The 26,916-nt window shown below is 60.5% G+C and carries 27 protein-coding genes; 14 read left to right on the forward strand and 13 right to left on the reverse strand.

Translation table 11 applies throughout. The features are described from left to right. The 3 genes from ACEVJK_RS09295 to ACEVJK_RS09305 all read right to left on the reverse strand — a co-directional run. Positions 1-200, reverse strand: a 200-nt coding sequence (locus ACEVJK_RS09295; RefSeq protein WP_374740426.1) for a hypothetical protein, incomplete at its 3' end; no start/stop codon positions are given. A 68-nt stretch (positions 201-268) separates the two neighbouring features. Next, positions 269-973, reverse strand: coding sequence for a response regulator (locus ACEVJK_RS09300; protein WP_147572668.1), 705 nt, complete (start codon positions 971-973; stop codon positions 269-271). Positions 974-1,014: 41 nt separating this feature from the next. Beyond that, entirely contained in the window at positions 1,015-1,557 is a 543-nt protein-coding gene (locus ACEVJK_RS09305; protein WP_147572670.1) for an NUDIX domain-containing protein, read from the reverse strand. Positions 1,558-1,734: 177 nt separating this feature from the next. On the opposite strand from ACEVJK_RS09305, the gene ACEVJK_RS09310 reads away from it, so the two are divergent. From ACEVJK_RS09310 to ACEVJK_RS09340, 7 genes are all read left to right on the forward strand, one after another. Then, a complete protein-coding gene (locus ACEVJK_RS09310) occupies positions 1,735-2,247 on the forward strand; it encodes a GNAT family N-acetyltransferase (RefSeq protein WP_186852286.1) in 513 nt (170 codons plus the stop codon). Positions 2,248-2,252: 5 nt separating this feature from the next. Continuing rightward, positions 2,253-2,906, forward strand: coding sequence for a CatA-like O-acetyltransferase (locus ACEVJK_RS09315; RefSeq protein WP_186852287.1), 654 nt, complete (start codon positions 2,253-2,255; stop codon positions 2,904-2,906). A 112-nt stretch (positions 2,907-3,018) separates the two neighbouring features. Further along, positions 3,019-3,951, forward strand: coding sequence for a sugar-binding transcriptional regulator (locus ACEVJK_RS09320; protein ID WP_186852288.1), 933 nt, complete (start codon positions 3,019-3,021; stop codon positions 3,949-3,951). A 225-nt stretch (positions 3,952-4,176) separates the two neighbouring features. Then, entirely contained in the window at positions 4,177-4,785 is a 609-nt protein-coding gene (locus ACEVJK_RS09325) for a DAK2 domain-containing protein (protein ID WP_186852438.1), read from the forward strand. Positions 4,786-4,822: 37 nt separating this feature from the next. Continuing rightward, positions 4,823-5,821 (forward strand): dihydroxyacetone kinase subunit DhaK, encoded by a 999-nt coding sequence (locus ACEVJK_RS09330; RefSeq protein WP_374740427.1) that lies wholly within the window; start codon positions 4,823-4,825, stop codon positions 5,819-5,821. A 3-nt stretch (positions 5,822-5,824) separates the two neighbouring features. Further along, complete coding sequence (gene lsrF, locus ACEVJK_RS09335) at positions 5,825-6,706, forward strand: 3-hydroxy-5-phosphonooxypentane-2,4-dione thiolase (RefSeq protein WP_186852289.1); 882 nt, start codon at positions 5,825-5,827, stop codon at positions 6,704-6,706. Positions 6,707-6,739: 33 nt separating this feature from the next. Continuing rightward, the gene (locus ACEVJK_RS09340) at positions 6,740-7,063 is read left to right on the forward strand and encodes a hypothetical protein (protein ID WP_186852290.1); all 324 of its coding nucleotides are present in this window, start codon (positions 6,740-6,742) and stop codon (positions 7,061-7,063) included. 355 nt (positions 7,064-7,418) lie between these two features. Here the strand turns inward: ACEVJK_RS09340 and ACEVJK_RS09345 are convergent, their stop codons facing one another. From ACEVJK_RS09345 to dusB, 5 genes are all read right to left on the reverse strand, one after another. Continuing rightward, the gene (locus ACEVJK_RS09345) at positions 7,419-9,491 is read right to left on the reverse strand and encodes an elongation factor G (RefSeq protein ID WP_147572684.1); all 2,073 of its coding nucleotides are present in this window, start codon (positions 9,489-9,491) and stop codon (positions 7,419-7,421) included. Between the two features lie 268 nt (positions 9,492-9,759). Further along, a complete protein-coding gene (locus tag ACEVJK_RS09350) occupies positions 9,760-10,719 on the reverse strand; it encodes an anti-sigma factor (RefSeq protein WP_262669414.1) in 960 nt (319 codons plus the stop codon). A 6-nt stretch (positions 10,720-10,725) separates the two neighbouring features. Next, positions 10,726-11,337, reverse strand: a complete 612-nt coding sequence (locus ACEVJK_RS09355) for an RNA polymerase sigma factor (RefSeq protein WP_147572688.1) — start codon at positions 11,335-11,337, stop codon at positions 10,726-10,728. A gap of 31 nt (positions 11,338-11,368) precedes the next feature. After that, entirely contained in the window at positions 11,369-11,887 is a 519-nt protein-coding gene (locus ACEVJK_RS09360; protein ID WP_374740428.1) for an adenylate kinase, read from the reverse strand. 13 nt (positions 11,888-11,900) lie between these two features. Further along, entirely contained in the window at positions 11,901-12,872 is a 972-nt protein-coding gene (dusB, locus tag ACEVJK_RS09365) for a tRNA dihydrouridine synthase DusB (protein WP_374740429.1), read from the reverse strand. Between the two features lie 141 nt (positions 12,873-13,013). Here dusB and ACEVJK_RS09370 point away from each other — a divergent pair, with 141 nt between their 5' ends. Continuing rightward, complete coding sequence (locus ACEVJK_RS09370; RefSeq protein ID WP_374740430.1) at positions 13,014-14,213, forward strand: ATP-binding protein; 1,200 nt, start codon at positions 13,014-13,016, stop codon at positions 14,211-14,213. Between the two features lie 50 nt (positions 14,214-14,263). Here the strand turns inward: ACEVJK_RS09370 and ACEVJK_RS09375 are convergent, their stop codons facing one another. The 3 genes from ACEVJK_RS09375 to ACEVJK_RS09385 form a co-directional block, all read right to left on the reverse strand. Then, positions 14,264-14,725: a GNAT family N-acetyltransferase gene (locus tag ACEVJK_RS09375; protein ID WP_147572696.1), complete on the reverse strand. Its 462-nt coding sequence runs from the start codon at positions 14,723-14,725 to the stop codon at positions 14,264-14,266. Positions 14,726-14,794: 69 nt separating this feature from the next. After that, on the reverse strand, positions 14,795-15,583 hold the full coding sequence (ucpA, locus tag ACEVJK_RS09380) for an SDR family oxidoreductase UcpA (protein WP_147572698.1): 789 nt from the start codon (positions 15,581-15,583) through the stop codon (positions 14,795-14,797). A 63-nt stretch (positions 15,584-15,646) separates the two neighbouring features. Continuing rightward, a complete protein-coding gene (locus ACEVJK_RS09385; RefSeq protein ID WP_374740431.1) occupies positions 15,647-16,711 on the reverse strand; it encodes a branched-chain amino acid aminotransferase in 1,065 nt (354 codons plus the stop codon). A gap of 240 nt (positions 16,712-16,951) precedes the next feature. Between ACEVJK_RS09385 and ACEVJK_RS09390 the strand changes: the two genes are divergently transcribed. The 6 genes from ACEVJK_RS09390 (at position 16,952) to ftsH (ending at position 24,933) form a co-directional block, all read left to right on the forward strand. Beyond that, on the forward strand, positions 16,952-18,940 hold the full coding sequence (locus tag ACEVJK_RS09390) for a DHH family phosphoesterase (RefSeq protein WP_186852298.1): 1,989 nt from the start codon (positions 16,952-16,954) through the stop codon (positions 18,938-18,940). Positions 18,941-18,991: 51 nt separating this feature from the next. Continuing rightward, positions 18,992-19,438 carry a 50S ribosomal protein L9 gene (gene rplI / locus ACEVJK_RS09395; RefSeq protein ID WP_147572704.1) on the forward strand — a complete coding sequence of 149 codons (447 nt, stop codon included), beginning with the start codon at positions 18,992-18,994 and terminating at the stop codon, positions 19,436-19,438. Between the two features lie 205 nt (positions 19,439-19,643). Beyond that, positions 19,644-20,996, forward strand: coding sequence for a replicative DNA helicase (gene dnaB, locus ACEVJK_RS09400; protein WP_240288641.1), 1,353 nt, complete (start codon positions 19,644-19,646; stop codon positions 20,994-20,996). A gap of 25 nt (positions 20,997-21,021) precedes the next feature. Further along, complete coding sequence (gene tilS / locus ACEVJK_RS09405) at positions 21,022-22,422, forward strand: tRNA lysidine(34) synthetase TilS (protein ID WP_243200940.1); 1,401 nt, start codon at positions 21,022-21,024, stop codon at positions 22,420-22,422. A 22-nt stretch (positions 22,423-22,444) separates the two neighbouring features. Then, positions 22,445-22,987 (forward strand): hypoxanthine phosphoribosyltransferase, encoded by a 543-nt coding sequence (hpt, locus tag ACEVJK_RS09410; protein WP_147572708.1) that lies wholly within the window; start codon positions 22,445-22,447, stop codon positions 22,985-22,987. Positions 22,988-23,079: 92 nt separating this feature from the next. Next, positions 23,080-24,933: an ATP-dependent zinc metalloprotease FtsH gene (ftsH, locus tag ACEVJK_RS09415; RefSeq protein ID WP_240288645.1), complete on the forward strand. Its 1,854-nt coding sequence runs from the start codon at positions 23,080-23,082 to the stop codon at positions 24,931-24,933. A 101-nt stretch (positions 24,934-25,034) separates the two neighbouring features. Here ftsH and ACEVJK_RS09420 read toward each other — a convergent pair whose 3' ends face one another. Beyond that, the gene (locus ACEVJK_RS09420; RefSeq protein WP_147572710.1) at positions 25,035-25,712 is read right to left on the reverse strand and encodes an RraA family protein; all 678 of its coding nucleotides are present in this window, start codon (positions 25,710-25,712) and stop codon (positions 25,035-25,037) included. Then, positions 25,709-26,893, reverse strand: a complete 1,185-nt coding sequence (locus ACEVJK_RS09425; RefSeq protein ID WP_147572712.1) for a pyridoxal phosphate-dependent aminotransferase — start codon at positions 26,891-26,893, stop codon at positions 25,709-25,711. The genes ACEVJK_RS09420 and ACEVJK_RS09425 overlap by 4 nt, the downstream gene beginning before the upstream one ends. Positions 26,894-26,916: the final 23 nt, after the last annotated feature.

Here is a 26,916-nt window from a genome sequence, read left to right on the forward strand (position 1 = left end):
TCCTCCTCTCCGAACCGGACCCGCTTCGCTGGGCTCCGCTTCGGTCTGCCGCCTTCGGCGGCTTTCTCTCCCAAAGTCCGCTTTCCTCGGAACGCCCTGGCGGGCATTCCTCCCTCGCTCCCTTGTTCCTCCTCTCCGAACCGGACCCGCTTCGCTGGGCTCCGCTTCGGTCTGCCGCCTTCGGCGGCTTTCTCTCCCAAAGTCCGCTTTCCTCGGAACGCCCTGGCGGGCATTCCTCCCTCGCTCTTATGGGGCCGGCACTGTAATCTCACTCGCCGAAAAGATAGCCCATTCCCCGCTTGGTGCGGATGAACTCGGGGTTGGCCGGATCGTCCTCGATCTTCTCTCGTAAGCGGCGGATCGCCACGTCTACCGCCCGAACGTCGCCTACATAGCCCTCATAATTCCATACATGCTCCATCAGGGCCTCCCTCGAAAAGACCTTCCCGGGCTGGGCAGCCAGGAAACAGATCAGATCGTACTCTCTCTGGCTCAACTCCAAGGGGAGCCCATCCTTGAATACGGTGGCACGGTCCCGGTCAATATTGACTCTGCCCGCCTTAATCGTGCCAAGGCCGGATTGTGCCGCGGGGACAGCGGGGGACATGGCCACCCGCCGGATATTGGCCTTGACCCGGGCCAGCAGCTCCCGCATGGAGAAGGGCTTGGTGATATAGTCGTCCGCCCCCAGCTCCAGCCCCAGGACCTTGTCCGCTTCCTCCTCCCTGGCAGTGAGCATGATGATAGGGGCGGCAGACCCGCTCTCCCGCACCTTCCGGCACACCTCAAAGCCGTCCATTCCGGGCAGCATCAGATCCAGCAGGATCAGGTCCGGGTCATTTTCCAGGGCCAGCTGTAAGCCGGCGGGCCCGTCGTATGCCTCCAGGGTATCATAGCCCTCCCGGCTCAGGTTGAAGGACAGGATATCCACGATATTCTGTTCATCCTCTACAATCAAGATGGTTTTGCCCACAAGATCCCCTCCTTCTCTTTCTCGCAAATGCCGCCGGTCTCTCACAGGCCCAGCAGCACCTTTACTTTCAGAGTGGTAGCCACGGTCTTTGCGTCTGTGATGGTGCCGTCCATCACCTGCTCCACCAGCTGCTGGAAAGGCATGGTGACCACATCCAGAAACTCGTCCTCATCCAGGTGCTGTTTTTTGCGTGTCAGCCCTTGGGCCAGATACATATGCAGAGCCTCGTCACAGAAGCCGGGCGACGCCAGGGTATAGCCCAGATATGTCCACTTTTCAGCCTCCAGCCCCGTCTCCTCGCTCAACTCCCGCTTTGCCCCCAGCAGACGGTCCTCCTCCGCCCCGTGGTCCAGCTTGCCCGCGGGCAGTTCCAGCAGCTCCTGCCGGATGGGGTAGCGGAACTGGCGGACCAGGCTCACGCTGTTGTCCCTGTCCAATGCCAGGACAGCCACCCCGCCCGGATGGTAGACGACCTCCCGGTCCGCCGTTTTCCCGTCGGGCAGCTCCACCTGGTCCATGTCGACCCGGATGATCCTGCCCTGAAAGATCGTCTGGCTGCTTACCGTTCTCTCGGTCAGCTCCATGTCCTGTCCTCCTTCCGGCCCCTGCCGGGACCCATTTGAAATCAGTATACCACACAAGGGGGAACTGGTAAAGACGCAAGGTCTCTCTCCGCCGCAAAATTTCCCCATCGCCGCTGTACGAGGTAGTTAAAACATAGTATAATGAGTAAACAAACTGAAATGATAGGGGGCCTTTCCATGATTCGTCGCGCCGTTCCGTCCGATCTGCCGGACATTTTGGAGATCTACGCCATCGCCCGCCGCTTCATGGCACAGGCGGGCAACCCGGACCAGTGGCGGGATGTCTATCCACCGGAAGATCTGGTCCAGGACGATATCCGTCAGGGGTTTTGCCATGTCTGTGTCCTGGATGGCCGCATCCAGGGCGTCTTTGCCGCCATGTGCTGGGACGACCCGGATTACCAGGTCATTCAGGGTGCCTGGCTCAACGACCGGCCCTACTGGGCCGTCCACCGAGTAGCCAGCCGGGGAGAGGTCCGGGGCGTAGCCTCCCGGTGCCTCCTCTGGTGCCTGGAGCGGGGCGGCAGCGTACGCATCGACACCCACCCGGCCAACCGCCCCATGCAGCGGGTGTTAGACAAAAATGGCTTCACCTTGTGCGGCACCGTCTGGATGGAGGACGGCTCTCCCCGCCTGGCCTACCAACGTGAGGTCCCGGCGGGCTGGCGCTGGGACAGCGGGAAGGAGTGAGGGGCTTGTTTTCTCCCATCGATCTGGAGCGTTGGGACCGGCGGGCTATATTCGAGGAATTTCTCGGCCTTGACTGCAGCTTTGCTCTGACGCGAGAGCTAACTATCACCCGGTTCCATTCCTATGTCAAGGCCAGGGGCCTTCGATTTTATCCCTCCCTTGTCTGGGCGGTGGTCACCGCGGTCAACCAGCACAAGGAGTTCCGTATGGGGCTCGACCCACAAGGCCGTCCTGGATTCTATGATCTCGTCCATGCGGAGTATACGGTGCTGGACCGGCGCTCCCACAACATGGCCAGCCTGAACACGGAATATGACCGGGACTTTTCCGCCTTTTATCGCGCCATGTCAGCGGCTTTGGACCGCTTTGAAGCGGATGGGACGCTGACCGCCAGCCGGGAAGACTCTGTGCTGCTCTCCTGTGTCCCCTGGTTCTCCTACACCGGCCTCTCCTTTCAGATGAAAAGCAGTCTAAACTTCCTTCGCCCCATGTTTGTCTGGGGCAGATTTCAGGAGCGGCAGGGCAACATCATCCTGCCCTTTACCTTCCAGGTCCACCATGGGGCGGCGGACGGCTATCACTGCCATCTCTTTTTCCAGTCCCTGGAGCAAATCCTGGCAGAGCCCGATCATTTTCTGGCCTGGTCTGGCATGATGTGAATAAAGTCTCCTGTCAGACATTTTGTCCCATCTTGTACTTTGTCGTTGCAAGCGGGCCTCTTTTGTGCTATAAGTAACATATGTAACACTTTTCGGCAAAAGAGGTATAGTCGTGAAAATAAGTCAAGAAAAACGGGCCCGCTTGGCTTACGTAGCCCGCAGGTATTATCTGGAGGATCAGAAGCAGAGCGATATCGCCCGAGAGCTGGGGGTATCCCGTCCTCTCATCAGCCGGATGCTCTCTGACGCGCGGGAGCTGGGGGTGGTGGAGATCACCATCCATGAGCCTGGGGCGAAGGCGGCGAGTCTGCTGGACCGGCTCCGGCTGTCTAGTTCCATCCGGGGCGGTGTCCTGGTAGAGGACGGCGAGGACGACGACGCCACCAATCAGACCCTCTCCAAGGGGGCCGTTGAACTGCTGGGACAGCTCGGTGCCCATCGCCTGGGTGTGGGCTGGGGGCACTTGATCGGACAGTTGGTGACCTGGCTGGAAGAAAATCCTCAGCCCCACAGCGGCGTCACCGACATCTGCCCTCTGGTGGGCAACGCCAGTATCCCAGCCCGGAATTATCAGTCCAACGAAAACGTCCGGCTGATGGCCCAGCAGTTGGGTGCCGCCCCTCACTTTCTCTATCTTCCGGCCCTGCCCGACAGCCTGGAGGAAAAGCAGCTGCTCTGCTCCACGGAGGTCTATCGGCAGATCTACCAACAATGGGAACAGATCGATACCGCACTGGTCAACATTGGAAACTATCCCTCCAGTCCTGACTTCGCCTCCCTGGTTCGGTACGGCAGTCTGCTCCAGCACCACCGCGCCTGTGGGCGGATGCTGGCCTATTATTTCAATGAGGAGGGCAAGATAATCCAGTCGGAACAGGACTTCGCCATTCAGGTCCCCATAGACGTGCTGAGGCGATGCCCCAATCTCATCGGCGTGTGCTCGGCCAACACCAGTGTGCGGGCCTTGCGCGGTGCCCTCCAGTCCGGGTTTTTTACCCATCTTGTCGCCCGGACAGGCCTGGTCAAGGCCCTGCTGGAGCAATAAATAACATATGTAACTTCCCAGAGGAGAGCAGCCTCCTCTGGGAAGTTTTATTTTTGTCTATTTCGTCTAATTTTTTTCGATTTCCTATGTAAATTATAGAGAAAAAACGTTTCATTATTGACTTTTGTTAATTTCTGCGATAGGATTTACGCACAGACGTAACCAATAAATCCAATGTAAACGGCGGGACCCTTTTGGTCACGCACAGAAGGAGGTGACATCGTGATGACGAAACGTGAGTTTCAGGATCGGCTGAAAAACGCCTGTGCCGCTGTCGCGGCGGCGGAGGCTGAATTGACCGAGATCGACTCCAAGTTCGGCGACGCCGACCACGGGCTTACTATGGCCAAGATCGCCGGAGCGATCTCCGCCGCGGTAGACGGGGCGGAAGGCGGAATCCAGTCGATGCTGGACGACGCGGCTACGGCTGTTATGGCGCTCAACGGCGGCAGTGCCGTCCCACTGTGGAACACCTGGTTGGACGGAATGCAGGAGGAGGCCCCCGAAGGAGACGAGATCGACGTGGCGGGCATTAAAGCCATCTTTGCCCGTGCCTTTACCGAGCTAGACGACATGTCCGGAGCGAAGGTGGGGGATAAGACCATGATGGACGCTCTGATCCCAGCCAGCCAGGCCATCGCCGCCTATCCTGGCAGCGACGAGAACGAGCTGTTCACTGCCGCCGCCCAGGCAGCGGTCCAGGGTGCGGAGGCTACCCGCCAGTTTGTTTCCAAATTCGGCCGGGCCAAGAGCTACGGCACACAGACCATCGGAACCCCGGACGCCGGGGCCGCCTCCATGGCCTATTTCTTCCAGGGTCTGGCCCAGATGTAAACGAATAATCCTCAATTTTGAACAGGAGGGATTCCATATGAAAATGAAAAAATTCATCAACGCCCCTGAGACCATCACCGACGAGGAGCTGGTGGGCCTGGGCCTGGCTTACCCCGACATTCTGGACGTAGACGGCCACCTGGTAATCAGCAAGGACCTGGCAGACGCCGACCGGGTGACCATCGTCACCTATGGCGGCTCCGGCCACGAGCCTGCCCAAGCCGGCTTTGTAGGCAAGGGGATGCTGGATGTCCAGGCCGTGGGCGATATCTTTGCCGCTCCCAATGGCCAGCTGGTGTTCGATGCCATGAAGCTGGCTGACAAAGGCCATGGCGTACTGCTCCTCACCCTGAACTACGCCGGCGACCAGCTTGCCGGCAAGCAGGCTATCAAGCTGGCCAAGAAGGCGGGGCTGAACTTCCGCCAGGTAGTCACCGGCGAGGAGATCCAGTACGACCCCAACGGAGAGGACAACAAGCGCGGACTGGCCGGCGCTGTTGCCCTGTACCACATCGCGGCCGCCGCGGCCCGGGAGGGTAAGAGCCTGGACGAGGTGGCCGACATCGCCCAACGCTATGCCGACAGCATGGCCTCTGTCACCGTCAAGTCCACCGACGCCACTCACCCCCAGAACGGGATGTCCTTCGGCGACCTGGGCGAGACCGACCTAATGGAGATTGGTGCCGGCCAGCACGGCGAGGGCGGCGGCGTCCGGGTGCCCATGATGTCCTCCAAGGACACGGTTGCCACCGTGGCTGAGGCCCTGTGCAAGAAGCTGGAGCTGAAGGAAGGGGACAAGGCCTTCGTTATGATCAACGGCTGTGGCGCCACCACCATGATGGAGATGCTGGTGCTGTTTAAAGACACCGTGGAGTTCCTGAAGGCCAAGGGCGTGGAAGTGGTGGCCAGCATGGTGGGCGAGATCCTCACCGTTCAGGAGGCCGGCGGCTTCCAGATGAACATCGCCAAGTGGGACGAGGAGTTCATCCGCCTGTGGAACACCCCCTGCCACACCCCCGCTTACAGCAGGGAGTAAGATATGGCTGACAATATCGGAAACAAGGCCGCCCACGACTACCATCTGGACATCCCCCAGGTCCAGGAGGGATTCTTTGTCAAGGGCGCTTCCCACTGCGACTGGGGCATGAAAAACCGCATGGCCCGCCTATTCGACCCCAAGTCGGGCAACACCGTCATGCTGGCCTTTGACCACGGCTATATCATGGGCCCTACCGCCGGACTGGAGCGCATCGACCTGGTCATCCCGCCCCTCATCCCCCATGTCAACGTGCTCATGGGCACCAAGGGCGTCATCCGCTCCTGCGTCTCCCCCGCTAACCAGGTAGCCAAGTGCGTCCGGGTGACCTATGACACCACCGTCCTGTTTGACGAGATGTCCAACGGCGGCGGTTTCGCCTGTGATATGGAAAACGCCATTCGCATGAACGCGGATTGCGTGGCGGTGCAGACCTTCATTGGCGCCCCCGGAGAGTCCCGCTCTCTGGAGCTGCTGTGCCGCACCGCCGACGCCGGCACCCGCTACGGCATACCCACCTTGGGTGTGGTGGCCGTAGGCAAGCAGATGGAACGCACGGAAAAATTCTTCCAACTGGCCACCCGCGTGCTGGCCGAGAACGGCGCCAACCTCGTCAAGAGCTACTACTGCGACGGGTTCGAGCGGGTAGCCGCCGCCTGTCCGGTGCCCATCGTCATCGCCGGCGGCAAGAAGCTGCCCGAGCTGGAGGCCCTGGAGATGGCCTACAAGGCCATCCAGGAGGGGGCCCACGGGGTGGACATGGGCCGCAACATCTTCCAGTCCGACTGCCCCGCCGGCATGGCCCAGGCCATCGGCAAGGTGGTCCACGAGGGCTATACCCCCCAGCAGGCCTACGAGGTGTATGAGACCGTCAAACACGCCTAAGTTTGGAATACAAATAGGATAGGAGGAACTCTTATGTCCGCTGAGTATATGCACATCGGTATCCCCATCACTAACCGTAAGCCCAATATGACATACAACGAGGGCGCCAAGTTCTGGGTCAGCAACGTGGACGACTACGACTACAAGATCGAGTATCTGAAGTTTGAGGAGGGCACCCCATTCCCCGAGGTGCTCCACCACCTCCCCCATGTGGCCTATAAGGTGGACGACCTGGAGAAGTACATCGCCGACGCCGACAGCGTCATCTGTGGTCCTATGGACGCCAATGGCAAGGGGGACCGGCTGGCCTTTGTCTGGAAGGATGGGGCGGTCCTGGAGCTGTATCAGGAGGCCTGAGCCCCGCCGGGCTCTGGGGTGATTGCCTTCTCTGGCAGTCTTTTTACTTCTGAACTTTTTCTATTTTATATCATAAAAGATATCCCAAATAGAAACTCCCGCCCTGTCATAGGGCGGGAGTTTCTATTTGGTTTTCGTCCCTGCAGGCGCCGCCGGCCTTCCCCTGGGCTGCGGGGGCAGTCCCCTTCACGGCTATGCCGGCGGGTCCTCTTTCTTTTCCGATCCTCATGTCATGCGGGTAAAGCTCTCCTTCCGAAAATTCTTCGCTCCGCTCCGAATTTATGCCATTGAAGCGCCCACCCTGACTGCCAGCCAAACAATGTCCGCCCAGAAAGGGGCGGACATTGTAATCACCTTATTCTTCAGCCATGGCCTTGGCAGCGGCGATGGCCTTCTCCTGAGCCGCAGGGGGACAGTCCTCGTAGCGGACAAAGTGGAACACATAGGAGCCGCGGGATTGAGTCATCGCCCGCAGGTCAATCGCATAGGATGTCATTTCAGCCATGGGTACCTCGGCCTCGATCACCTGCTCGCCGCCCTCAGTGGGGGTCATGCCCATGACACGGCCTCGGCGCTTGTTCAAATCGCCGATGACATCGCCCATGTAACTGTCAGGCACGGTGACCTTCAGCTCACCCACAGGCTCCAGCAGCACAGGGTTGGCCTCAGGCATAGCCGCCTTATAGGCCAGCTGGGCAGCGGTCTTGAAGGCGATTTCAGAGGAGTCCACAGGGTGGTAGCTTCCATCATACAGCACGGCCTTCAGGTTGACCACTGGATAGCCGGCCAGGGGGCCGTGGACGCAGGCCTCACGCAGACCCTTCTCCACAGCGGGGAAGAAGTTTTTGGGCACGGAGCCGCCGAAGACCTCCTCGGCAAAGACCATCTCTTCCTCCTCCAGGTTGGGCTCAAAGCGGATCCATACGTCACCAAACTGTCCGGAGCCGCCGGTCTGCTTCTTGTGCCGGCCCTGCTTCTGGACCGTCTTGCGAATTTTCTCCCGGTAGGGCACGCGGGGCGCCTTCAATTCAGCATCCACGTTGAAACGGCTTTTCAGCTTGGAAACCAGCACGTCTACCTGGATGTCGCCGGCGGCGTAGATGACCATCTGGTGGGTCTCGGCGTTGTTCACCACATAGAAGGAGGGATCTTCCTCATTCAGCCGGTTCAGGCCCTGAGCCACCTTGTCCTCCTGCCCCCGGGTCTTGGGGGCGATGGCCACGGAGTAACAGGCCTCAGCGAAGGGAATCTGCTTCAGGGCTACCACCTTCCGGGGGTCACACAGGGTATCGCCGGTCTTGACTTTCTCCATCTTGCCGATGGCGCCGATGTCGCCGCAGCCCAGCTCCTTGACCTCCTCGGCCTTCTTGCCCCGCATAACATACAGGCGGCCCAGCTTCTCGCTGGCGCCAGTGCGGGCGTTGACCAATGTCAAATCGGAGGTGATGACGCCGGACAACACCTTGATATAGGAGTACTTGCCGTACTGGTCGGACACGGTCTTAAACACAAAAGCGGTGGGCACGCCGCCGGGGGACACCACGAAGGGCTCGGTCTCGCCGTCCTGACGGGTGGCCTTGTGGTAGTTACCTTCCATGGGGTTAGGCAGCAGATCCACAATATAGTCCATCAGCATCAGAGAACCCATAGTGTTGACGGCGGAACCGCACAGCACGGGGAACAGAGACAGCTCCCGCACGCCTTGACGCAGGCCCTGGATCATCTCAGCGTATGTGAAATCCTCTCCGCCGAAGAATTTGTCCATAAACTCCTCGCTGGTCTCGGCCACAGACTCCTTCAGCGCGTCGTTAAACTCGGTGATGACCGCCTCCTTGCCCTCAGGAATGTCGATCTCCACCCGCTTGCCGTTCTGCATCTCATAGGCCCGCTTGTTCAGCACGTCGATGATACCGGTGACTTTCTTGCCCTCATTCCAAATGGGGACCACCACGGGGGCAATCTTGTTGCCGTACTTCTCACGCAGGGCCTCAAAGGTGGCGTTGTAGTCGGAGTTCTCCTCGTCCGTCTTGGAGATGTAGATGAAGCGGGGCATATTCCGCTCCTCGCAGTATTTCCACGCCTTCTCCAGTCCCACGGAGATGCCGTCCTTGGCGGAGCAGACGATGATAGCGGCGTCAGCGGCCCGCAGGGCTTCCATCACCTCACCGGCAAAGTCGAAGCCACCGGGGGCGTCCAGCACATTGATCTTACAGCCCTTGTACTCCAGGGGAGCGACCGCCAGAGAGATGGAGATCTGACGCTTGACTTCCTCCGGGTCATAGTCACAGACCGTATTCCCGTCCACAGACTTGCCCATCCGGTCCAGGGCGCCAGTCATATAAAGCAGGCTCTCCGCCAGAGCGGTCTTTCCGCTCCCGCCGTGGCCCAGCAGGCAGACATTTCGAATGTTTTGTACAGAATAGCTCATAATCTTGTTTCCACTCCTTATGTGTTGGACTATTGCTCCGCCCCTGTGAGGCGTTACATGCTGTTAGTCATTATACATTAAATTCGTCTCTCTGACAACTGTTTTTTTGGCATGGGAGCAGCTCTTTCCCCAGTGCCCGCCGGGAGTTCTCACTATTTTTCGTGAAAAGTGCCCAAATCGTCTAAAATCCTCCATTTTCTCCCGCGTTCTCCAGAAATGGCAAAAAAATGGCCTCCGGTCGAAACCGGAGGTCATAAATCAAAGTGTGTCACTGTCCTTCAAGCAGCACCAGGGCGCAGAGCTGGTCCTGATCCGTTTGGCCCGCCAGCGCGCTGCCGCTCTCCTCCTGCTGGGCCAGGGCAGCCAGCCCCTCTAGCTGGGCCGCTGTAATAAAACAGCAGGGGCGGCCGGCCTCATCGGTCAGCCACTCTGGGGTCTCACCCAGAACATCCTCCCAGCCCTCGGGCAGACGGTCCAGGGTAAGCACCGCGGCCACCGTCTGGCCCGCTACCTCATACATCGGGCCGGGGGCAGTCTGGAGCATCGAGGGAGTCCCATTCCCAGAGACGTTTTCCTCCGGAACACCTCTCTCCAATGCGTCCACCTTGGAGGCCCCTACATCGGATGGCTCCTGTTCCCGCGATTCCGAGCGGAGGTCGGGCGACACTCCGCTGTCTGGCGCGGGGGACTGTGCGCTCTCGTCCAGCTCCGCCCCATAGGGGGAAATATCCGTTTGTCCACCCGGTTCGCTTCTCTCTTGGCCCTCCGCCCCACTGTTCTCCGACTCCGCGCTCTGGGGATCATCGGCTTCGAACAGGCTGATATTCACCTGGGGCTCCTCCTGCCACAGATCCGTGGCGCTCGCAACGCTTAACTGATTGTCGGCGGCCCGGTCCCACAGGCCCCCGCGGTACAGGCCGATACACAGGGCGGCGCAGGCGGCCAGTCCGGCCAGCGCCTTGAACTGGGGCCGCTTAAATAAGGGGACCACCTTTGGCCTGGACTGCTCTGCCCGAACTCGGTCCATGACGCCCTGAGTGAATCCCTCAGGGGCAGGGATATCCTCTAAGCCCTGGAACGAGTCGTGCAGAGCGGCAAGCCGCTCCTCAATGGCCCGGCAAGTGGGGCATTGATCCAAATGCTCCTCCAGCTCCCGTTCCTCTTCGTCGGACAGCTGCCCGTCCAGATGGGCGGAGATCCACTCCAGATATGTTTCGCAATTTTCCATGCCGGGTCACCTCCCTTCTGTTCCTTTCGATGGTTTAGACGTGGGCGAATCGGAAAAGTTCCCATCTTCCAGCAAAATTTTTCGCAGGGCCAGCCGGGCCCGGGCGATGCGGGATTTTACGGTCCCCAGATCCAGGGCCAGGGCGTCACCGATCTCCTGATAGCTCAGTCCGGACAGCTCCCGCATAACCAGCACCTGCCGGTGGTGGTCGGGCAACCGCTCCAGCCCCTGGGACACCGCCCGGTTCAGCTCCGCCCTCTCCAACTGGCGGTGTGGGTCCTGCTCCCAATCGGCAGGCTCTGTCCAGGAAAGCTCCTCATCATCGATGGACTGAACCGGCGCCACCTCCCGGCGGCGGGCCTGCCTTCGCAAGAAGTCGATACACACGTTGGTGGCCAGCCGATAGACCCAGGTGGAGAAGCTGCTCTCCCCCTGGAAGGACGGCAGGGCCTGCCATGCCCTCAGGAATGCCTCCTGGGCCAGGTCGGCTCCCTCCTCCCGGTCCCCTGTCAGCCGCACGCACAGGGAGTAGACCTTATTCTGATTGTCCACCACCAGCCGCTCAAAAGCAGTCTGGTCGCCGGCTTTGGCCCTTGCCACAAGGTCCTGGTCGGACATCTCCGCTCCCTCCCAACTCACAGTTCTTTCATCAAAGTATTTTCTCCAGGTCTATCTCATACTCCCTGTCTATCAGCACATAGGGATGACCATATTGCTGACAGGCCCGCAGATTCTCCTCATTCTCCCACTCCAGGGCCTCCCGGTCCAGGGACGGGTCCAGCCGCCGCTCGATGGCACCGCCACAGGCCAGAATCTGGTCGAAGCGCTCCCAGATATACCGCCGGCTGAAGATCAGCCAGATAGCCTGGAGCTGATCTAGGTAGTACGGCACAAAATCTTTCGTAAAGTCGCAGGGAATGTAGCACCCCTCCACCACCAGATTCTGCCCGTTTTCAATGGCCGTCTTGATCATTTCCCGTGCAACCGGCCAGAGAAGGGCGGTCAGCTCCTTGTCCGGGCTGTCCGGCGTCAGCGAGGTCAGACCACTCCGGATCAGTCCCATTTTCAGATGGTCCAGGGACAGATAGGGCCAGCCCCGTTCCTCCAGCACCCGCTGGGCCAGCAGCGTCTTGCCGGTGTGGGTACTGCCCGCAATCAAAAGCACCATACCGCTGCCCTCTTCAACACAGGTCCCGCTTGATCCCCCTGGTCACCCGGTACACGTCCTCCAGGGTGGTGATCTTCACAATCTGTTCCTTGTAATAACCCGCATGGGGGACACCCTTTAGATACCAGGCATAGTGCCGCCTGGCCTCCAGGCAGGCGATCTTCTCCCCCTTGTTGGCCGCCGATAGCTCAAACTGGCGCACGGCGGTGTCGCACCGCTGGGCCAGGGGGGGTATCTCCGGGATGGGCCGGCCCTCCAGAGCGGCCCGGCACTGGGCAAAGAGCCAGGGGTTGCCGAACACCCCCCGGCCGATCATGGCTATGTCCGCCCCGGTATAGTTCAAAATACGGGGGGTGTCCTCCGGACGAAACACGTCGCCATTGGCGATGACTGGAATCTCCACCGCTTTTTTTACCTCTCGAATCCAGTCCCAGTCAGCGGTCCCTGCGTACATCTGATTCCTGGTCCTGCCGTGGACTGCTACGGCGGCCACACCGGCCGCCTCCATAGCCTTGGCGAACTCCACACAGTTGATGGAGCCCTTATCCCAGCCTAAGCGGAATTTGACCGTGACAGGGCAGCCCGCTCCCCGGATGACCGCCTCAGCCACCTTTACCGCCTTGTCTGGGTCCCGCATCAGCCCGGAGCCGTCTCCGGAGTTAGCCACCTTGGGGACAGGACAGCCCATGTTGATGTCGATAAAATCGGCCCCGGACACCTCATGGGCAATGGCGGCCGCCTCCTCCATGCACACCGGGTCACTGCCGAAGATCTGGGCAGCAGCGGGGCTCTCTCCGTCCCCCAGCTGGAGCAGAGGGATGGACTTCTTGTCCTGGTAGCACAGGGCCTTGGCGCTGACCATCTCGGTGCAGGTCAGTCCCGCCCCCTGCTCCCGGCAGATGGTACGGAAGGCCAGGTCTGTCACCCCCGCCATGGGGGCCAGGGCCAGGGGGGTGTCTATTTTGATTCCTCCAATAGATACCATATATCCTCCAATGTCCACGGCCGTAAAAGACGCGCGGGCCGCTTCACAAATATCTAGTTATTTTATCATACCCTTCCCTGGTTGACAAGGCCGCCCATTCCCTATTAAAATAGGAAAAAACCTTGGAATGGGGAGATCACTATGGAATTGACGGCGCTGCGGGCCGCCCTTCGGGGCCTTTCCGCTTACCGCGAACTGAAGGAGCTGCCGGTGATGGCCCATATGGTCCATCTGCTGGACCACCTAGCTGGCGGCCAGGGAGAGGAGGCCGTGGACGACTACACCGCCCTGTTTTACTATCTGCGCCGGGAAGGCTTTACCGGTCTGGGGGACTGGCTTTGGGACCAGCTTCGGTACACCGAATCCCCCTATGCTTTACTGGCCGAACGGGGGGGCGCCGACCCGGCCCTGGAGAACGCCGCCCGACGGGACGTAGGCACTCTGGTACTGTTAGCCCAGACGGACTGCGACCGGTATATCGGCGCCATGAAGGCGCTGCTATCCGGCGACTGGTCCCCCGCTCTAGCAGGGCTGCCCCGGTGGAGCGCCACCGCCCCCTTCGACTTTGACTCCCTCACCCAGTTCTATCGGGAGCACGGCGCCGGGCTCTATGCCAGGTATCGTGCCTTCCTGTGGGAGGATGGGCAGCTCATCCCCGTGGCCGACCCGGACTGCCCCCAGCCCCAGGACCTGCTGGGCTACGAGCTTCAGCGGGAGCAGGTGGAGCAGAACACCCGGCTGCTCCTCTCCGGCCGTCAGGCCAACAATGTCCTTCTATTTGGCGACGGAGGAACCGGCAAGTCAGCTACCGTCAAGTCCATGCTCTACCTGCCCGGCATGGAGGACCTGCGGCTCATTGAGATTCAGAAGGAGAACCTCACCGGCCTTCCCAGCCTGATCCGCTCTCTGGCCTCCCGGCGGCAGAAGTTCATTCTGTTCATCGACGACCTGGCCTTTGACCAGGATGACAAGACCTACTCCTCTATGAAGACTATCCTGGAGGGCAGTCTGGAGAAGCGGCCTGTCAATGTGGCGATCTACGCCACCTCCAATCGCCGCCACCTGGTCCGTCAGACCTTTACCGACCGGGCTGGGGACGAGGTGGACACCTTTGAGACGATTTCGGAAAAGACCGCCCTGGCCGAGCGCTTCGGCCTGCGTATCCCCTACCTGACGATGAACAAGGCCGGCTTTCTGGCCCTGGTGGACCATCTGGCCGACCAGGCGGGGGTCCAGATGGAGCGGGAACAGCTCCACGCTCAGGCGATGGCCTGGGAAATCCGCCACTCCGGCCGAACCCCCCGGGTGGCCCGACAGTTTATCGCCAGCCTCGGTGCCTGACTGTTTGGGAGAAAATGGGCCATACAACATGGTATGGCCCATTTCTTTTTCTATTTTCTGGGACAGAGGTACACCATGATCTGTTCCCCGTGGGGATCTCTCTTTCCTGTAAAACGAAATCCGAACTTCTGGTACAGCTCCGCCGCGGCCCAATTTCCTTCCACGATACTCAAATAGATTTTTTTACAGCGGTACTCCTCCCGGAGACGCTGGATCAGGCCGGCCAAAGCCGCCTTTCCATATCCCCTGCCCTGGTGTTCCCCCGCAATCAACAGGCGGTCCAGCCACACCCGCCCAAAGGGAAAACTCTCTAACGGAAACTTCCCATACATCGCAAATCCTACGGGGCGCTCTCCGTCTAAAATCAGGACAGGCCGCCAGCCCTTCCACTGCTCTGCCTCTGCCAAACACTGCTCTACTGGCTCTACCAGCCCCTCCTGTCCAGGAGCTCCATGGAGCCTCAATGCCTGCGCTCTGTTTTTTTCTGTCACAGGTTCAAACTTCAGTTTCATCTTTTCCTCCGCGAAAAGGCGGCCCCTCTATTCGGATGGCAGAGGGGCCGCCCTTTGGTTCCCGCTTGTCTACACGCCCATGGTACTCGTTTCCGGCAGGGTAGAGCCCCCGTCGATGACGAACTGGGCGCCGGTCAGGTAGCTGGCCTCGTCGCTGGACAGGAAAGCGGCCAGCTCGCCCACCTCCCTGGGATCGGCCAGCCGCCCCAGGGGAATGGAAGCGGCGATGCCATCAATGACGGACTGGGGGTTCTCCGGGCAGGACTGGTCCGCCATCCCCCGGACCATTGGGGTCAGGACATAGCCTGGGCAGATGGCATTGACATTGACATAGGGAGCGAACTCCCGTGCCAGGGCTTTGGTCAGCCCCACCAGGGCGGCTTTGCTCATGGCGTAGGCCGCCTCCCCCGGATCGGCTACCATATCGCCGGTGACGGAGGACATGATGACGATTTTGCCCCACTTGCGCTCCACCATACCGGGCAGCACAGCCTTGCAGGTGTTCCAGGCCCCCTTCACGTTGATGTCCAGGTGGGCATCCCGGTCCTCGTCGCTCTGGGTCAGAAAGTCCCCCAGGCGGCAGATGCCCGCGTTGGACACCAGAATATCGATTTGGCCAAACTCCTTCACCCCCGCCTCATAGCCGGCACGGACGCTGTCCATATCGGACACATCCATGCGGACGGCCACAGCCTGGGCTCCCTCGGCGCGGAGCTGGGCGGCCATATCCTCCACCCCCTGGCCGCGGGCGGCCAGCACCACTCTGGCGCCGTGCTTGACAAAGGTGCGGGCGATGCCCTCTCCGATGCCTTTGGAGGCTCCGGTAATTAAGGCTGTCTTTCCATCCAGTTTACCCATTTGAAACACTCCTATCTTTTGAAAAGGGGCCCGGTATTCACCGGACCCCTAACTTGGCTCAAATCACAGCTTCATGATCCAGTTGTGGGGATCGGCCAGGCGGCCCCACTGGATGCCGGTCAAATTGTCGTACAGCTTCTGGGTCAGCTCACCGATCTGATTGCCGCTGATGGTGACCTTCTTGCCCTCCATAGCCAGCTCGCCGATGGGGGAGACCACGGCGGCGGTGCCGGTGCCCCAGGCTTCCTCCAGAGTGCCATCCTCGGCGGCCTGGAACAGTTCCTCATAGGAGATGCGGCGCTCCTCCACCTCGTAGCCCCAGTCCTTCAGCAGCTGGATGCAGGAGCGACGGGTGATGCCGTCCAGCACGGAGCCGTTCAGGTCGGGGGTGAGGATCTTGCCGTTCACCTTGAACATGACGTTCATAGCGCCCACTTCCTCGATGTACTTGCGGTGGATGCCGTCCAGCCACAGCACCTGGCTGTAGCCCTGCTTCTCGGCCCGGTCGCCGGCCCGGAGAGACGCGGCGTAGTTGCCGCCGGTCTTGGCCATGCCGGTGCCGCCCTTGACGGCACGCACGTCCTCGCTCTCCACATAGATCTTGACAGGAGCCAGCCCCTCAGGGTAGTAGGCGCCCACCGGGCAGACGATAACGATGTACTGGACATGGTGGGAGCTGTGGACCCCCAGGGCGGGATCCGTACCGATCATGAAGGGCCGGATATACAGGGAGGTGCCCTCTTCATGGGGGACCCAGTCCCGCTCCAGTTTGACCAGCTCCGTGATGCCGGCCAGGGCCAGTTCCTCAGGAATCTGAGGCAGGCACAGACGCTCGGCGGACTTGTTCATCCGGGCAATGTTGTCCAGGGGCCGGAACAGCTGGATAGTGCCGTCGGCGGTGCGGTAAGCCTTCAGGCCCTCGAAGATCTCCTCCGCATAGTGCAGGACCTTGGCGGCGGGGTCAATCTGCAGGGGGCCGTAAGGAACGATGCGGGGATCGTGCCAGCCCTGGCCCTCGTCATAGTCCACAATAAACATATGGTCCGTCATGCTCTTGCCGAACACCAGGGTGGAGGAAGCGGGCTTTTCCTTCAGCACCGAGGCGCGGGTAATTTTGATATCTACCATTGGTGTATCCCTCCTAAGCTTTTGTTGATGTGCTTTTTATTATAACAGTCTTTTCCTTTTGGCGCAACAAAAATATCGTTCGGACGGTTCTGATGGACAGCCCCCTTTTGCTCTTGTTTTCCCGCCGTTTATTTGCTATAATAAAATATCTTTGTTTACCTCGTTTTGGAGTGATCTCGTCTTGATCGCCCCGCCTCTGCGTGACGCTGGCGGGGCATTTCCTGGGAGGAGGAATCTCTTTTGAACCGTAAGATCGCCCAGCTGTTTCAGCCCAGGCTGCAGCTCTACTTCGTCTGTCTGATCGTCTTCGCCCTGCTGTCCGCCCTCTATTCCGTCCCCCTGGCGGTGACAGAGCTGGTCATTGTCCTGGGCCTTGGCCTGTATAACCGGGAAAACAGCCGCCGCCGGCGTCGGGAGATCGGAAAATATCTGGACAGTGTCACCGGTACGGTGGATACCGCCACCAAGGACACCATGGTCAACTCTCCCCTGCCCATGATTATTTTCCGGCCGGAGAGCGACGATATTATCTGGACCAACGACCGCTTTCTCCAGCTCACCGGCCAGGGACAGCGGGAGCATATGTTTGATGCCAAGCTGGCCTCCCTAATCCCCGGCTTTGACACTCGGTGGCTCATGGAGGGCAAGAGTGAATGCCCCACCGAAGTGGAGTACGGCGGACGGCGCTTCTGGGTCTTTGGCCACCTGGTCCGCACCGGCGGCCGGGGGGGCGGCTTTCTAGCCACCACCTATTGGGTGGATATCACCGAGTTCTGCCTGATACGGGACAAATTCAACGCCTCCCGGCCGGTGGCGGCCGTTCTGCTCATCGACAATTACGAGGACCTGATGAAGAACCTGACGGAGAATGAGCGATCCAGCATCCTGGCTGAGATCGACAACCGGCTGGATGAATGGGTGGCCCAGACCGGAGGCCTGCTCCGCCGCTACCAGCGGGAGCGGTACCTGTTTCTCTTTGAGGAGCAGTACCTGGACCAATTTGTGGAGCGGAAATTTGATGTGCTGGACACCGTCCATCAGGTGGTCAATCCCAGCGGTATCAACGCCTCCCTGTCCATCGGTATCGGCAAGGACGGGGACTCCTACAAGGAACTCATGTCCTTCGCCAATCTATCCATCGACATGGCCCTGTCCCGCGGAGGCGACCAGGCAGTCATCCGCAACAAGTTTACCTTCGAGTTCTATGGTGGCCGCTCCAAGGAGACGGAGAAGCGGACCAAGGTAAAGAGTCGGGTCATGGCCAACGCCCTGTCCTCTCTGATCTCCGACTCCTCCCAGGTGTTCATCATGGGCCACAAATTCCCGGATAACGATGCTGTGGGCGCCGCCGCCGGCGTGTGTGCCCTGTGCCGGAAAAACGGGACCCCTGCCCATATCATCCGGGATCCGGGGTCTCCCCCCGCCCAGGAGCTCATTGATCGGCTGTCCACCCTGCCGGAGTACCAGGACTGCTTCCTAGCCCCACAGGATGCCCTGCTCATCGCCGATACCCGGTCCCTGGCTGTTGTGGTGGACACCAATCGACCCGAGCAGGTCCAGGCGGAGGAGCTGCTCCAGTCCTGCAACCGGGTGGCGGTCATCGACCACCACCGCCGGGCCGCCACCTATATCGAGGGGGCCGCGCTCAACTACCACGAGCCTTACGCCTCCTCCGCCTCTGAACTTGTCACGGAGCTGCTCCAGTACATTATGGAGCCCAACCAGCTTCTCCGGGCCGAGGCGGAGGCCCTGCTGGCGGGCATCGTGCTGGACACCAAGAACTTTACCATGCGCACTGGCGGACGCACCTTTGAGGCGGCGGCCTTCCTTCGCCGCTCCGGCGCCGACACCGCCGAGGTGAAAAAGCTCTTTCAGAACGACCTGGCGGGAACCATCGCCAAGTACTCCATCATCCAGAACGCCCGGCTGTATCGGGACCATATCGCCGTCGCGGTCTCCTCCGCCCCTGTGAACCGGGTGGTGGCGGCCCAGGCGGCGGACGAGCTGCTGAATATCATCGGCATCGACACCTCCTTTGTGCTCTCCAAGGATGGGGAGCAGGTGAACATCTCGGGCCGTTCTATGGGAGAAACCAATGTCCAGGTCATTCTGGAACAACTGGGTGGGGGCGGAAACGCCGCCGCCGCGGGCGGCCAGGTCACCGGCAAATCCCTGGAGGAAGTGGCGGCCGAGCTGGCCCAGGCCATCGACCGGTATCTGGACTCGTAAACAACCACTCCCGCCCCACCGGGGCGGACTCACAGAAAGGATATGAACCGTATGAAAGTTATTCTTCAGCAGGACGTGAAGGGCCAGGGCAAGAAAGGCCAGCTAGTGGATGTGTCCGACGGCTACGCGCGCAATTTTCTGCTCCCCAAAAAGCTGGCGGTCATCGCCACCGCCGAAAATCTGAACACCATGAAGCAGCAGGAGAAGGCTAGGAAGGCCCAGGAGGCCGCTGAAAAGGCGGAGGCCGAGGCCACGGCTAAAAAGCTGGAGGGGCTGACTGTCAAAATCGCCGCCAAGGCCGGCGAGGGCGGACGGCTCTTCGGCGCCGTCACCGCCAAGGAGGTCTCCGAGGCCCTGGCAGACCAGCATGGCATCACCATTGCCAAGGCCAAGCTGGTTCTGGACGAGCCCATCAAGGCATGCGGCGGCTATCAGATTCGGGCCAAGCTGGGCTATGAGGTCAACGGCACGGTCAATGTGGCAGTCAGTGAGGCGTAACCCCCTTTTCCCCTCTCCTCTGCGGCTGTGGCCATAGCGCGACAGTGGTCGGAGGACAGGGTCAATCTAAAATTTTTCCTGCGCCGGTCGATGAAAGGGCCGGCCAGAGGTCTGTAAAAGGAGATTTTCAAGGGCCTTGGCTCTTACGCGGCGGGATGTCCAACTCCCGCCCATAGACTGTCCCAATGAAAGGTGGTGGAGTCCTTTGGCTCTGGATGACAACGAGCTTCTGATAAAGCAACTGCCCCACTCGGTGGAGGCGGAGCAGGCTGTGCTGGGCTCTATCCTGTTTGATCCCCAGTGCGTGCCTGAGGTCATCGACAAGCTGCGGCCCGACGACTTCTACCTCCGTCAGAACCGTGAAATTTACGAGACCATCTACTCCATGTTCAACTACTCCCTCACCATTGATCCGGTGACGGTGCTGGAGAACATGAAGCAGCACGGCTACTATACCGACCAGTCCCGGAGCTATCTGCTTCAGCTCATCGACATCACTCCCACGGCGGCCAATGTCAAAGAGTACATCGATATCATCAAGGATAAGACGCTGCTCCGCAGGGTGGCCGAAACCGCAGGCGACCTGACGGAGATGATCCACCAGGGCACTGACACCGGGCAGGATATCCTGGAGGCGGCGGAACAACGTATCTACGCCATCCGCCAGGGCCGCTCCTCCCGTGGGCTCACCCCCATCTCCGACGTGCTGTTCGATGTCTACGACCGGTTAAGCGAGTTAGCCGCCAGCGACAGCGCCGTTCCCGGCCTGTCCACCGGTTTGAAGGATTTGGACCGGGCCATCTCCGGACTGAACAAATCCGACCTCATCCTGTTGGCCGCCCGGCCCGGCATGGGCAAGACCTCCATGGCCCTGAATATTCTGCTGGACGCGGGCAAAAAATCGGGAAAAAAAGTGGCCTTCTTCTCCCTTGAAATGAGCCGGGAACAGCTGGCCCTCCGCCTCATCGCCAGCGAGTGCTTTATTGACAACAAGAAGCTGGTCACCGGGAAGCTGACAGAGGAGGACTGGGAGAGCGTGGCAGCCGCCGCTGACTCCCTCAGCCGGTCCACCATTCTGATTGACGACGACTCCACTGTCACCGTGGCCGATATCAATGCCAAGTGCCGTCGGGTGGAGGACCTGGGCCTGGTGGTCATCGACTACCTTCAATTGATGCAGTCCGCCGGAGGCAAGAGCCGTTCTGGGGACAACCGGCAGCAGATCGTGTCCGACATCTCCCGCTCCTTAAAGATCATGGCCAAGGAGCTGAATGTGCCCGTCCTGTGCCTGTCCCAGCTCTCCCGCGCCAACGAGGGCCGCACCGACAAGCGGCCCATGCTGTCCGACCTCCGGGAATCGGGCGCCATCGAGCAGGACGCTGACATCGTACTGTTCCTCTACCGGGACGGCTACTACAACAAGGACTCAGAAAATCCCAATGAGGCCGAGTGCATCATCGCCAAGAACCGCCACGGGGAGACGGGCACCGTCTATCTCCAGTGGCAGCCCCAGTTCACTACTTTCAGCGACATGGAGTGGCAGCACTCAGAATATTGAGCCGCCGCCAGGAGGATCAGCTTTGATGGAGTCCATGGAAAAATTCATTGCCCACCTGGGCCTGATCCCCCCCGGCAGCCATGTGCTGTGCGCGGTCTCCGGCGGGGCCGACTCCGTCTGCCTGCTCCACGCCCTGTATCATCTTCGGGCGGAGCTGGACTTCACCCTGTCCGCCGCCCACTTTGACCACCAGCTTCGGGGGGAGGAGTCCCGCCGGGACGCCGATTTCGTGGCCCAGTTCGTAGCCCTCTGCTGCGGTCCTCAGCGCCTGCCCGACGGCTCTCAGCTCCCCGCTGTCCCCCTGTTTTCCGGCTCCGGCGACGTGTCTGCCCAGGCCGCACAAATGGGAATTGGGACGGAGGAGGCCGCCCGTCAGATGCGTTACGCCTTTCTCCACCGGGCCGCTCAACAGGCAGGCGCCACCCTGATCGCTACCGCCCACACCGCCGACGACAACGGGGAGACCATCCTGTTTCACCTGGCCAGGGGCACCGGGCTTCGGGGACTGGGCGGCATCCCACCGGCACGGGACGGCGTGATCCGCCCCCTGCTCACCACCACCCGGCGGCAGGTGGAAAACTATCTGGCCTACTACGGCCTGCCCCATGTGGAGGACTCCTCCAACCAGGATGACAGTTATAGCCGCAACCGAATCCGGCACCAGATAATGCCTGTGCTGGAGGGACTGTTCCCCAATTTTGCCGCTCGGCTGGCGGACAACGCCGCCCTTCTTCGGGCGGATGAGGACTATCTCACCTCCCTGGCCCGGGACCAGGCCGGTCAGGCCCAACAGAGTGGGGACTGCCTGTCCATCCCTGTACAGACACTGTTAGACCTGCCGGATCCCGTGGCCGCCCGGACTATTAGAGTCCTGTTGGGCCAGCTCAACGGGGGCGACCAGGACTGTGGGGCTGTCCATCTCCACGCCCTGTTGGACCTGTGCCGTTCGCCCCGCCCCTCCGCCCGGCTGGACCTGCCCTGGGGCCTTACCGCACGGAGGGAGTATGGATTGCTGGTCCTCGCCCGTCGGAGCAGCCCTCCGCCGATGGAGCCAATCCATCTGCCCCTTCCCGGCGAGATCCGGGTCGGGGACTGGCAGGTGGTCTGTGGGGCGGAGCGGTATATCGGCCAGCCCCAGGGTCCCCTGGAGTTCTATTTAAGCCAGGAGGCTGTGTCCTCCCTTACTGTCCGCCCCCGCCAGACAGGGGACCGGCTGACTCTCCTGGGGCGGCCGGGCAAATCCATCAAAAAATGGTTTGTGGACGAAAAGGTGCCCCGGCACCTTCGGAACCAGGTGCCGGTCTTTGCCCAGAACGGGGTTGTAGCCGCCGTGGCCGGGCTCGGTCCTGATGCCGCCTGCCTTCCCCAGCCGGGTGAAAGGTCATGGCACATCTCCCTGACCCGGCTGCGCCGTCCGGAGGAATAAACTGGAAAGGAAGAATTGCCTTATGCTAGAGAAAGATATCCAGGAAGTTTTGTTCAGCGAGGAGCAGCTGAAAACTCGGGTCAACGAGATCGCCCAGGAAATCGAGCGGGACTACGCTGGCAAGGAGATCATGCTCATCAGTGTGCTCCGAGGCTCCTTTATTTTTATGGCTGACCTATGCCGGGCCATCGATCTGGACTGCACCCTGGACTTCATGTCCGTTTCCTCCTATGGAAAGGGCACCTCCTCCAGCGGGCAGGTACAGATCACCAAGGACCTGTCTGAAGACATCTCCGGCCGCCACATCATTGTAGTGGAGGATATTCTGGACAGCGGCAACACCTTAAGCTACCTGCTAAAAATATTGGAACATCGGCATCCCGCCTCCATTCGTCTATGCACCCTGCTGGATAAACCAGATCGCCGGGTAAAGCCTGTGGAGGTCCACTACTCCGGTTTCACCATCCCAGATGCCTTTGTGGTGGGCTATGGGCTGGATTATGCGGAAAAATACCGCAATCTGCCTTATATCGGCATTCTGAAACCGGAGGTATATGGTGGATAGCCCCCTGTTCCCCCACCTCCGCGCAGCCAAGGGGAGTGTTTTGGCGGACCCTCCCTGTGGATCTCTGCCGCCGGAAAGGACATGATCCCATTATGAAACGAATGAGCTCCCGCGACCTGACCCTCTATCTGCTGGTCATCCTGTTGATGGTCTTCGCTGTCACCAGCCTTCAGCAGATGAACCGGACGGAGGCCCCTACCTACAGTCAGATCCGGTCCTACTTCCTCCAGGAGCAGGTCCAGTCCTTCACCCTGAAGGACAACACCCTGCGCCTGACGCTTCGAGGCGAGGGTGACCAGACCACCACGGTCACCTATGAGATGTCCGACCAGGCCCTCACCTACTTCTATATGGATATGCGTGAGCTCATTGACGACCAACTGGCCGCCGGCATCCTGGAGAGCTATGACTATCCCCCTGGACTGGCCAACTCCTGGTGGTACAACTGGCTGCCCTCCCTCATCGTCCTGCTCTCTGTGGGCTTTCTGCTGTTTGTCCTCTACCGTCAGCGGATGGCCAGCATGGGGGGCGGAGGAGGCGCACCTGGCGCCTCCCGCTTTGGCCATGCCCGGACCAAGACTTTGTCGGACCAGGGGAAGAAGGTCACCTTTGACGACGTGGCCGGGGCCGAGGAGGAGAAGGAGGAACTCCAGGAGATTGTGGAGTTCCTCCGTGACCCCCAGAAATTCACCGCTCTGGGGGCCCGCATCCCCAAGGGCGTACTGCTGGTGGGCCCTCCGGGCACCGGCAAGACTTTGATTGCCAAGGCTGTGGCCGGTGAAGCGGGAGTCCACTTCCTGTCCATCTCCGGCTCCGACTTTGTAGAGCTGTATGTGGGTGTGGGCGCCAGCCGGGTCCGGGACCTGTTCGATCAGGCAAAGAAAGACGCCCCCGCCATCGTCTTTATTGATGAGATCGACGCCGTGGGCCGTCAGCGCGGCGCCGGCCTGGGGGGCGGCCACGACGAACGGGAGCAGACCTTAAACCAGCTGCTTGTGGAAATGGACGGCTTTGGCTCTAACGAGGGGGTCATCGTCATGGCGGCCACCAACCGCCAGGATATCCTGGACCCCGCCCTCCTCCGCCCCGGCCGGTTCGACCGGCAGATCTATGTGGGTCTGCCTGATATCAAGGGCAGGGAGGAGATCCTGAAGGTCCACGCCAAGAAGAAACCCTTGGCAGAGGACGTATCTCTCAACCAGATTGCCCGGTCCACTGCCGGTTTTACTGGCGCCGACCTGGAAAACCTGCTCAACGAGGCGGCGCTGCTGGCCGCTCGGGAGGACAAGCGGTTCATCACCATGTCCGATCTCCATGAGGCCATGCTGAAGGTCATCGCCGGACCCGAAAAGAAGAGCCGGGTGGTCACGGAGCACGCCCGGAAGCTCACCGCCTATCACGAGGCGGGCCACGCGGTGGTCATTCATGACCTGGACAGCCAGGACCCAGTCCATCAAATCACCATCGTCCCCCGTGGTCCCGCCGGCGGCATGACCATCTCCCTGCCTAGCGAGGACAAGGCCTATCTGTCCCGCCGTGAGCTGGAGGAGCGCATCGCCGTCTGCCTGGGCGGCCGGGTGGCCGAGCAGTTGGTGCTGGGAGATATCTCCACCGGCGCCTCCAGCGACATCCAGAAAGCCTCCCAGACCGCCCGGGCCATGGTCACCAAGTACGGCATGAGCGACAAGCTGGGGACCATCGCCTATGGCAACGAGAGTGACGAGATCTTTATCGGCCGCTCTATGGCCCAGGCCCGCACCTACTCGGAGGAGGTGGCCGGTCAGATTGACCAGGAGGTCAAAGCCATTGTGGACCGGGCCTACACCCGGTGCGAGGATATCCTCACCCGGCGCCGGAAGGAACTGGACACGATTGCCCAGTACCTGCTGGAGCACGAGACCATGGACGGACAGGAGTTCGCCAAAGTCTTTGAAGCGCAGGCATGAAAAAGAAGGCCGCCCCGCGCTATGAACGGGGTGGCCTTTTCTCATCCAATATCGCTTGCGAAAAGGGAGCGGGTCCACATGGCCCGCTCCCTTTCTTATGCTCAAATCATGTCGCAGCCGATCTCGTTCAGCTTCTCATCCACCCATGGGCGGATGTAGGTGCCCTTGGTCAAAATATCCTCCATGATTTTGGCCTCCTTCTCCATGGTGGCGCGGGTCTTTTCCAGCACCTCCTGGGCCTGCTCAGGCGGAATGACGATCAGGCCGTCCTGGTCCCCCACTAGAATGTCGCCGGGGCGGACCACCCGGCCGCCGATGACCACTGGGACATTGATCTCACCAGGCCCATTTTTATAGGGGCCGTTGGGGGTAGTGCTTTTGGCGTAGATGGGCATATCCATCTCACACAGAGCCTCCTGGTCCCGGATGGCTCCATCCACCACCAGGCCGGCTACCCCCCGCACCTTGCAGTAGGTGGCCATCAGTTCGCCAAAGATAGACCGGTCATCAAAGCCGCCAGCGTCGATAACAATGACGTCGCCCGGCTTGGCCAGATCCATGGCCTTGTGGAACATCAGGTTATCCCCCTGGGGCACCTTGATGGTAAAGGCAACCCCTACCAGGGGAACCTTGTTCAGCGGCCGGATGCTCTGATGGACAGCGGCAGTGCGGCCCATGTTGTCGTCAATGTTGGCCACCGGCATTCCCCGGAAGGCCTCTACCAGCTTCGGATCAGGGCGGACAAAATCCGTCACTACTTTACAGCCAATGTTGCTCATACTTTCTCTCCTATCTGTGCCATCGCCGCGGCGATGTTTTTCACTGCCTGGGCCAGCTGGTCGTCCGCCGCCGCGAAGGAGAAGCGGATGCGGCTGCCCGTCTTGTCCCCATAGGACACGCCGGGCACACCTACTACCTTGGCCTTTTCCATAATAAACTCGCACACCTGATTGGAGTCCATACCGGGGATCTCAAAATTAGTCCAGGCGTAGAAGGCCCCCTCTGGCATCTCACAGTGGACGCCAGGGATCTGGTTCAGCCCGTTGACGAAGAGGTCGCGGCGCTGCTGATAGCGGCGGCGCATTTCCTCGATCTCCTCGCCGCAGTCAAAGGCCACGGCGGCAGCCTTCTGGATAAACCCGCTGGTACAGCTGATGGTGTGGGAGAAGAGCATCGCCGCCATAGAGGCGATCTTGGGGTCAGCGGCCAGGTAGCCGATCCGCCAGCCTGTCATGGCCACGCTCTTGGAGAAGCCGTTGACTGTGATGACACGGTCGGCAATGTCGGGGAAGGAGGCGGGGCTCACGTTTTCCTGGCCGTCAAAGAGGATGCGCTCGTACATCTCGTCGGAGAGCAGCACCAGGTCGGGGTGATTGAGCATGAATTGGCGCAGCACCTGGGCCTCTTTCTGGGTAAGCACCCGGCCAGTGGGGTTGTTGGGGTAGTTGATAATGAGCATCCGGGTCTTGGCGCTCACCTTCTCCTCCAGCAGCTCCAGGGTAATGCGGTAGCGATCCTCATAGGCAAGGTCCACCTCCACCGGAACGCCGCCGGATGCCTGGATGATGGAGGGATAGGACACCCAGCCCGGAGTCAGGTACATCACCTCATCCCCGGCGTTTACCAGGGCCCGGACGGCGATATAGATGGCGTACTTTCCGCCGGGGGTGACTACCACGCCGCTGGGGTCGTAGTGGCAGCCGTTCTCCCGCTCCAGCTTGTCAGCGATGCGCTGGCGCAGCTCCGGCAGGCCGGGACCTACGGTATAGTGGGTAAAACCCGCATTGATCTGGCGGAACAGCTCGTCACAGATCTTCTTGGGGGTGTCAAAGTCAGGCTCCCCGCCGGCCAGGTCGATGATTTCCGGGTCCTGGGCCTTCAGCTTTTTAGCCTTTGCCATGGTTTCCATGGAGGCGGAGGGCTTCATCTGCAAAATATACTTGTTGAATTGCAGTGCCATAGCTCTATTTCTTTTCCTTTCTG

The organism is Flintibacter sp. P01028, from assembly GCF_041925235.1.
GTDB lineage: Bacteria > Bacillota > Clostridia > Oscillospirales > Oscillospiraceae > Lawsonibacter > Lawsonibacter aceti.

Bases quoted from the DNA above. Each gene is read 5' to 3' on its own strand.
- ACEVJK_RS09305 (WP_147572670.1), bottom strand. From the start codon at position 1,557: ATGGAGCTGACCGAGAGAACGGTAAGCAGCCAGACGATCTTTCAGGGC.
- ACEVJK_RS09310 (WP_186852286.1), top strand. From the start codon at position 1,735: ATGATTCGTCGCGCCGTTCCGTCCGATCTGCCGGACATTTTGGAGATC.
- ACEVJK_RS09325 (WP_186852438.1), top strand. From the start codon at position 4,177: ATGACGAAACGTGAGTTTCAGGATCGGCTGAAAAACGCCTGTGCCGCT.
- ACEVJK_RS09330 (WP_374740427.1), top strand. From the start codon at position 4,823: ATGAAAATGAAAAAATTCATCAACGCCCCTGAGACCATCACCGACGAG.
- lsrF (WP_186852289.1), top strand. From the start codon at position 5,825: ATGGCTGACAATATCGGAAACAAGGCCGCCCACGACTACCATCTGGAC.
- ACEVJK_RS09340 (WP_186852290.1), top strand. From the start codon at position 6,740: ATGTCCGCTGAGTATATGCACATCGGTATCCCCATCACTAACCGTAAG.
- ACEVJK_RS09345 (WP_147572684.1), bottom strand. From the start codon at position 9,491: ATGAGCTATTCTGTACAAAACATTCGAAATGTCTGCCTGCTGGGCCAC.
- ACEVJK_RS09350 (WP_262669414.1), bottom strand. From the start codon at position 10,719: ATGGAAAATTGCGAAACATATCTGGAGTGGATCTCCGCCCATCTGGAC.
- ACEVJK_RS09355 (WP_147572688.1), bottom strand. From the start codon at position 11,337: ATGTCCGACCAGGACCTTGTGGCAAGGGCCAAAGCCGGCGACCAGACT.
- ACEVJK_RS09360 (WP_374740428.1), bottom strand. From the start codon at position 11,887: ATGGTGCTTTTGATTGCGGGCAGTACCCACACCGGCAAGACGCTGCTG.
- dusB (WP_374740429.1), bottom strand. From the start codon at position 12,872: ATGGTATCTATTGGAGGAATCAAAATAGACACCCCCCTGGCCCTGGCC.
- ACEVJK_RS09370 (WP_374740430.1), top strand. From the start codon at position 13,014: ATGGAATTGACGGCGCTGCGGGCCGCCCTTCGGGGCCTTTCCGCTTAC.
- ACEVJK_RS09375 (WP_147572696.1), bottom strand. From the start codon at position 14,725: ATGAAACTGAAGTTTGAACCTGTGACAGAAAAAAACAGAGCGCAGGCA.
- ucpA (WP_147572698.1), bottom strand. From the start codon at position 15,583: ATGGGTAAACTGGATGGAAAGACAGCCTTAATTACCGGAGCCTCCAAA.
- ACEVJK_RS09385 (WP_374740431.1), bottom strand. From the start codon at position 16,711: ATGGTAGATATCAAAATTACCCGCGCCTCGGTGCTGAAGGAAAAGCCC.
- rplI (WP_147572704.1), top strand. From the start codon at position 18,992: ATGAAAGTTATTCTTCAGCAGGACGTGAAGGGCCAGGGCAAGAAAGGC.
- tilS (WP_243200940.1), top strand. From the start codon at position 21,022: ATGGAGTCCATGGAAAAATTCATTGCCCACCTGGGCCTGATCCCCCCC.
- hpt (WP_147572708.1), top strand. From the start codon at position 22,445: ATGCTAGAGAAAGATATCCAGGAAGTTTTGTTCAGCGAGGAGCAGCTG.
- ftsH (WP_240288645.1), top strand. From the start codon at position 23,080: ATGAAACGAATGAGCTCCCGCGACCTGACCCTCTATCTGCTGGTCATC.
- ACEVJK_RS09420 (WP_147572710.1), bottom strand. From the start codon at position 25,712: ATGAGCAACATTGGCTGTAAAGTAGTGACGGATTTTGTCCGCCCTGAT.
- ACEVJK_RS09425 (WP_147572712.1), bottom strand. From the start codon at position 26,893: ATGGCACTGCAATTCAACAAGTATATTTTGCAGATGAAGCCCTCCGCC.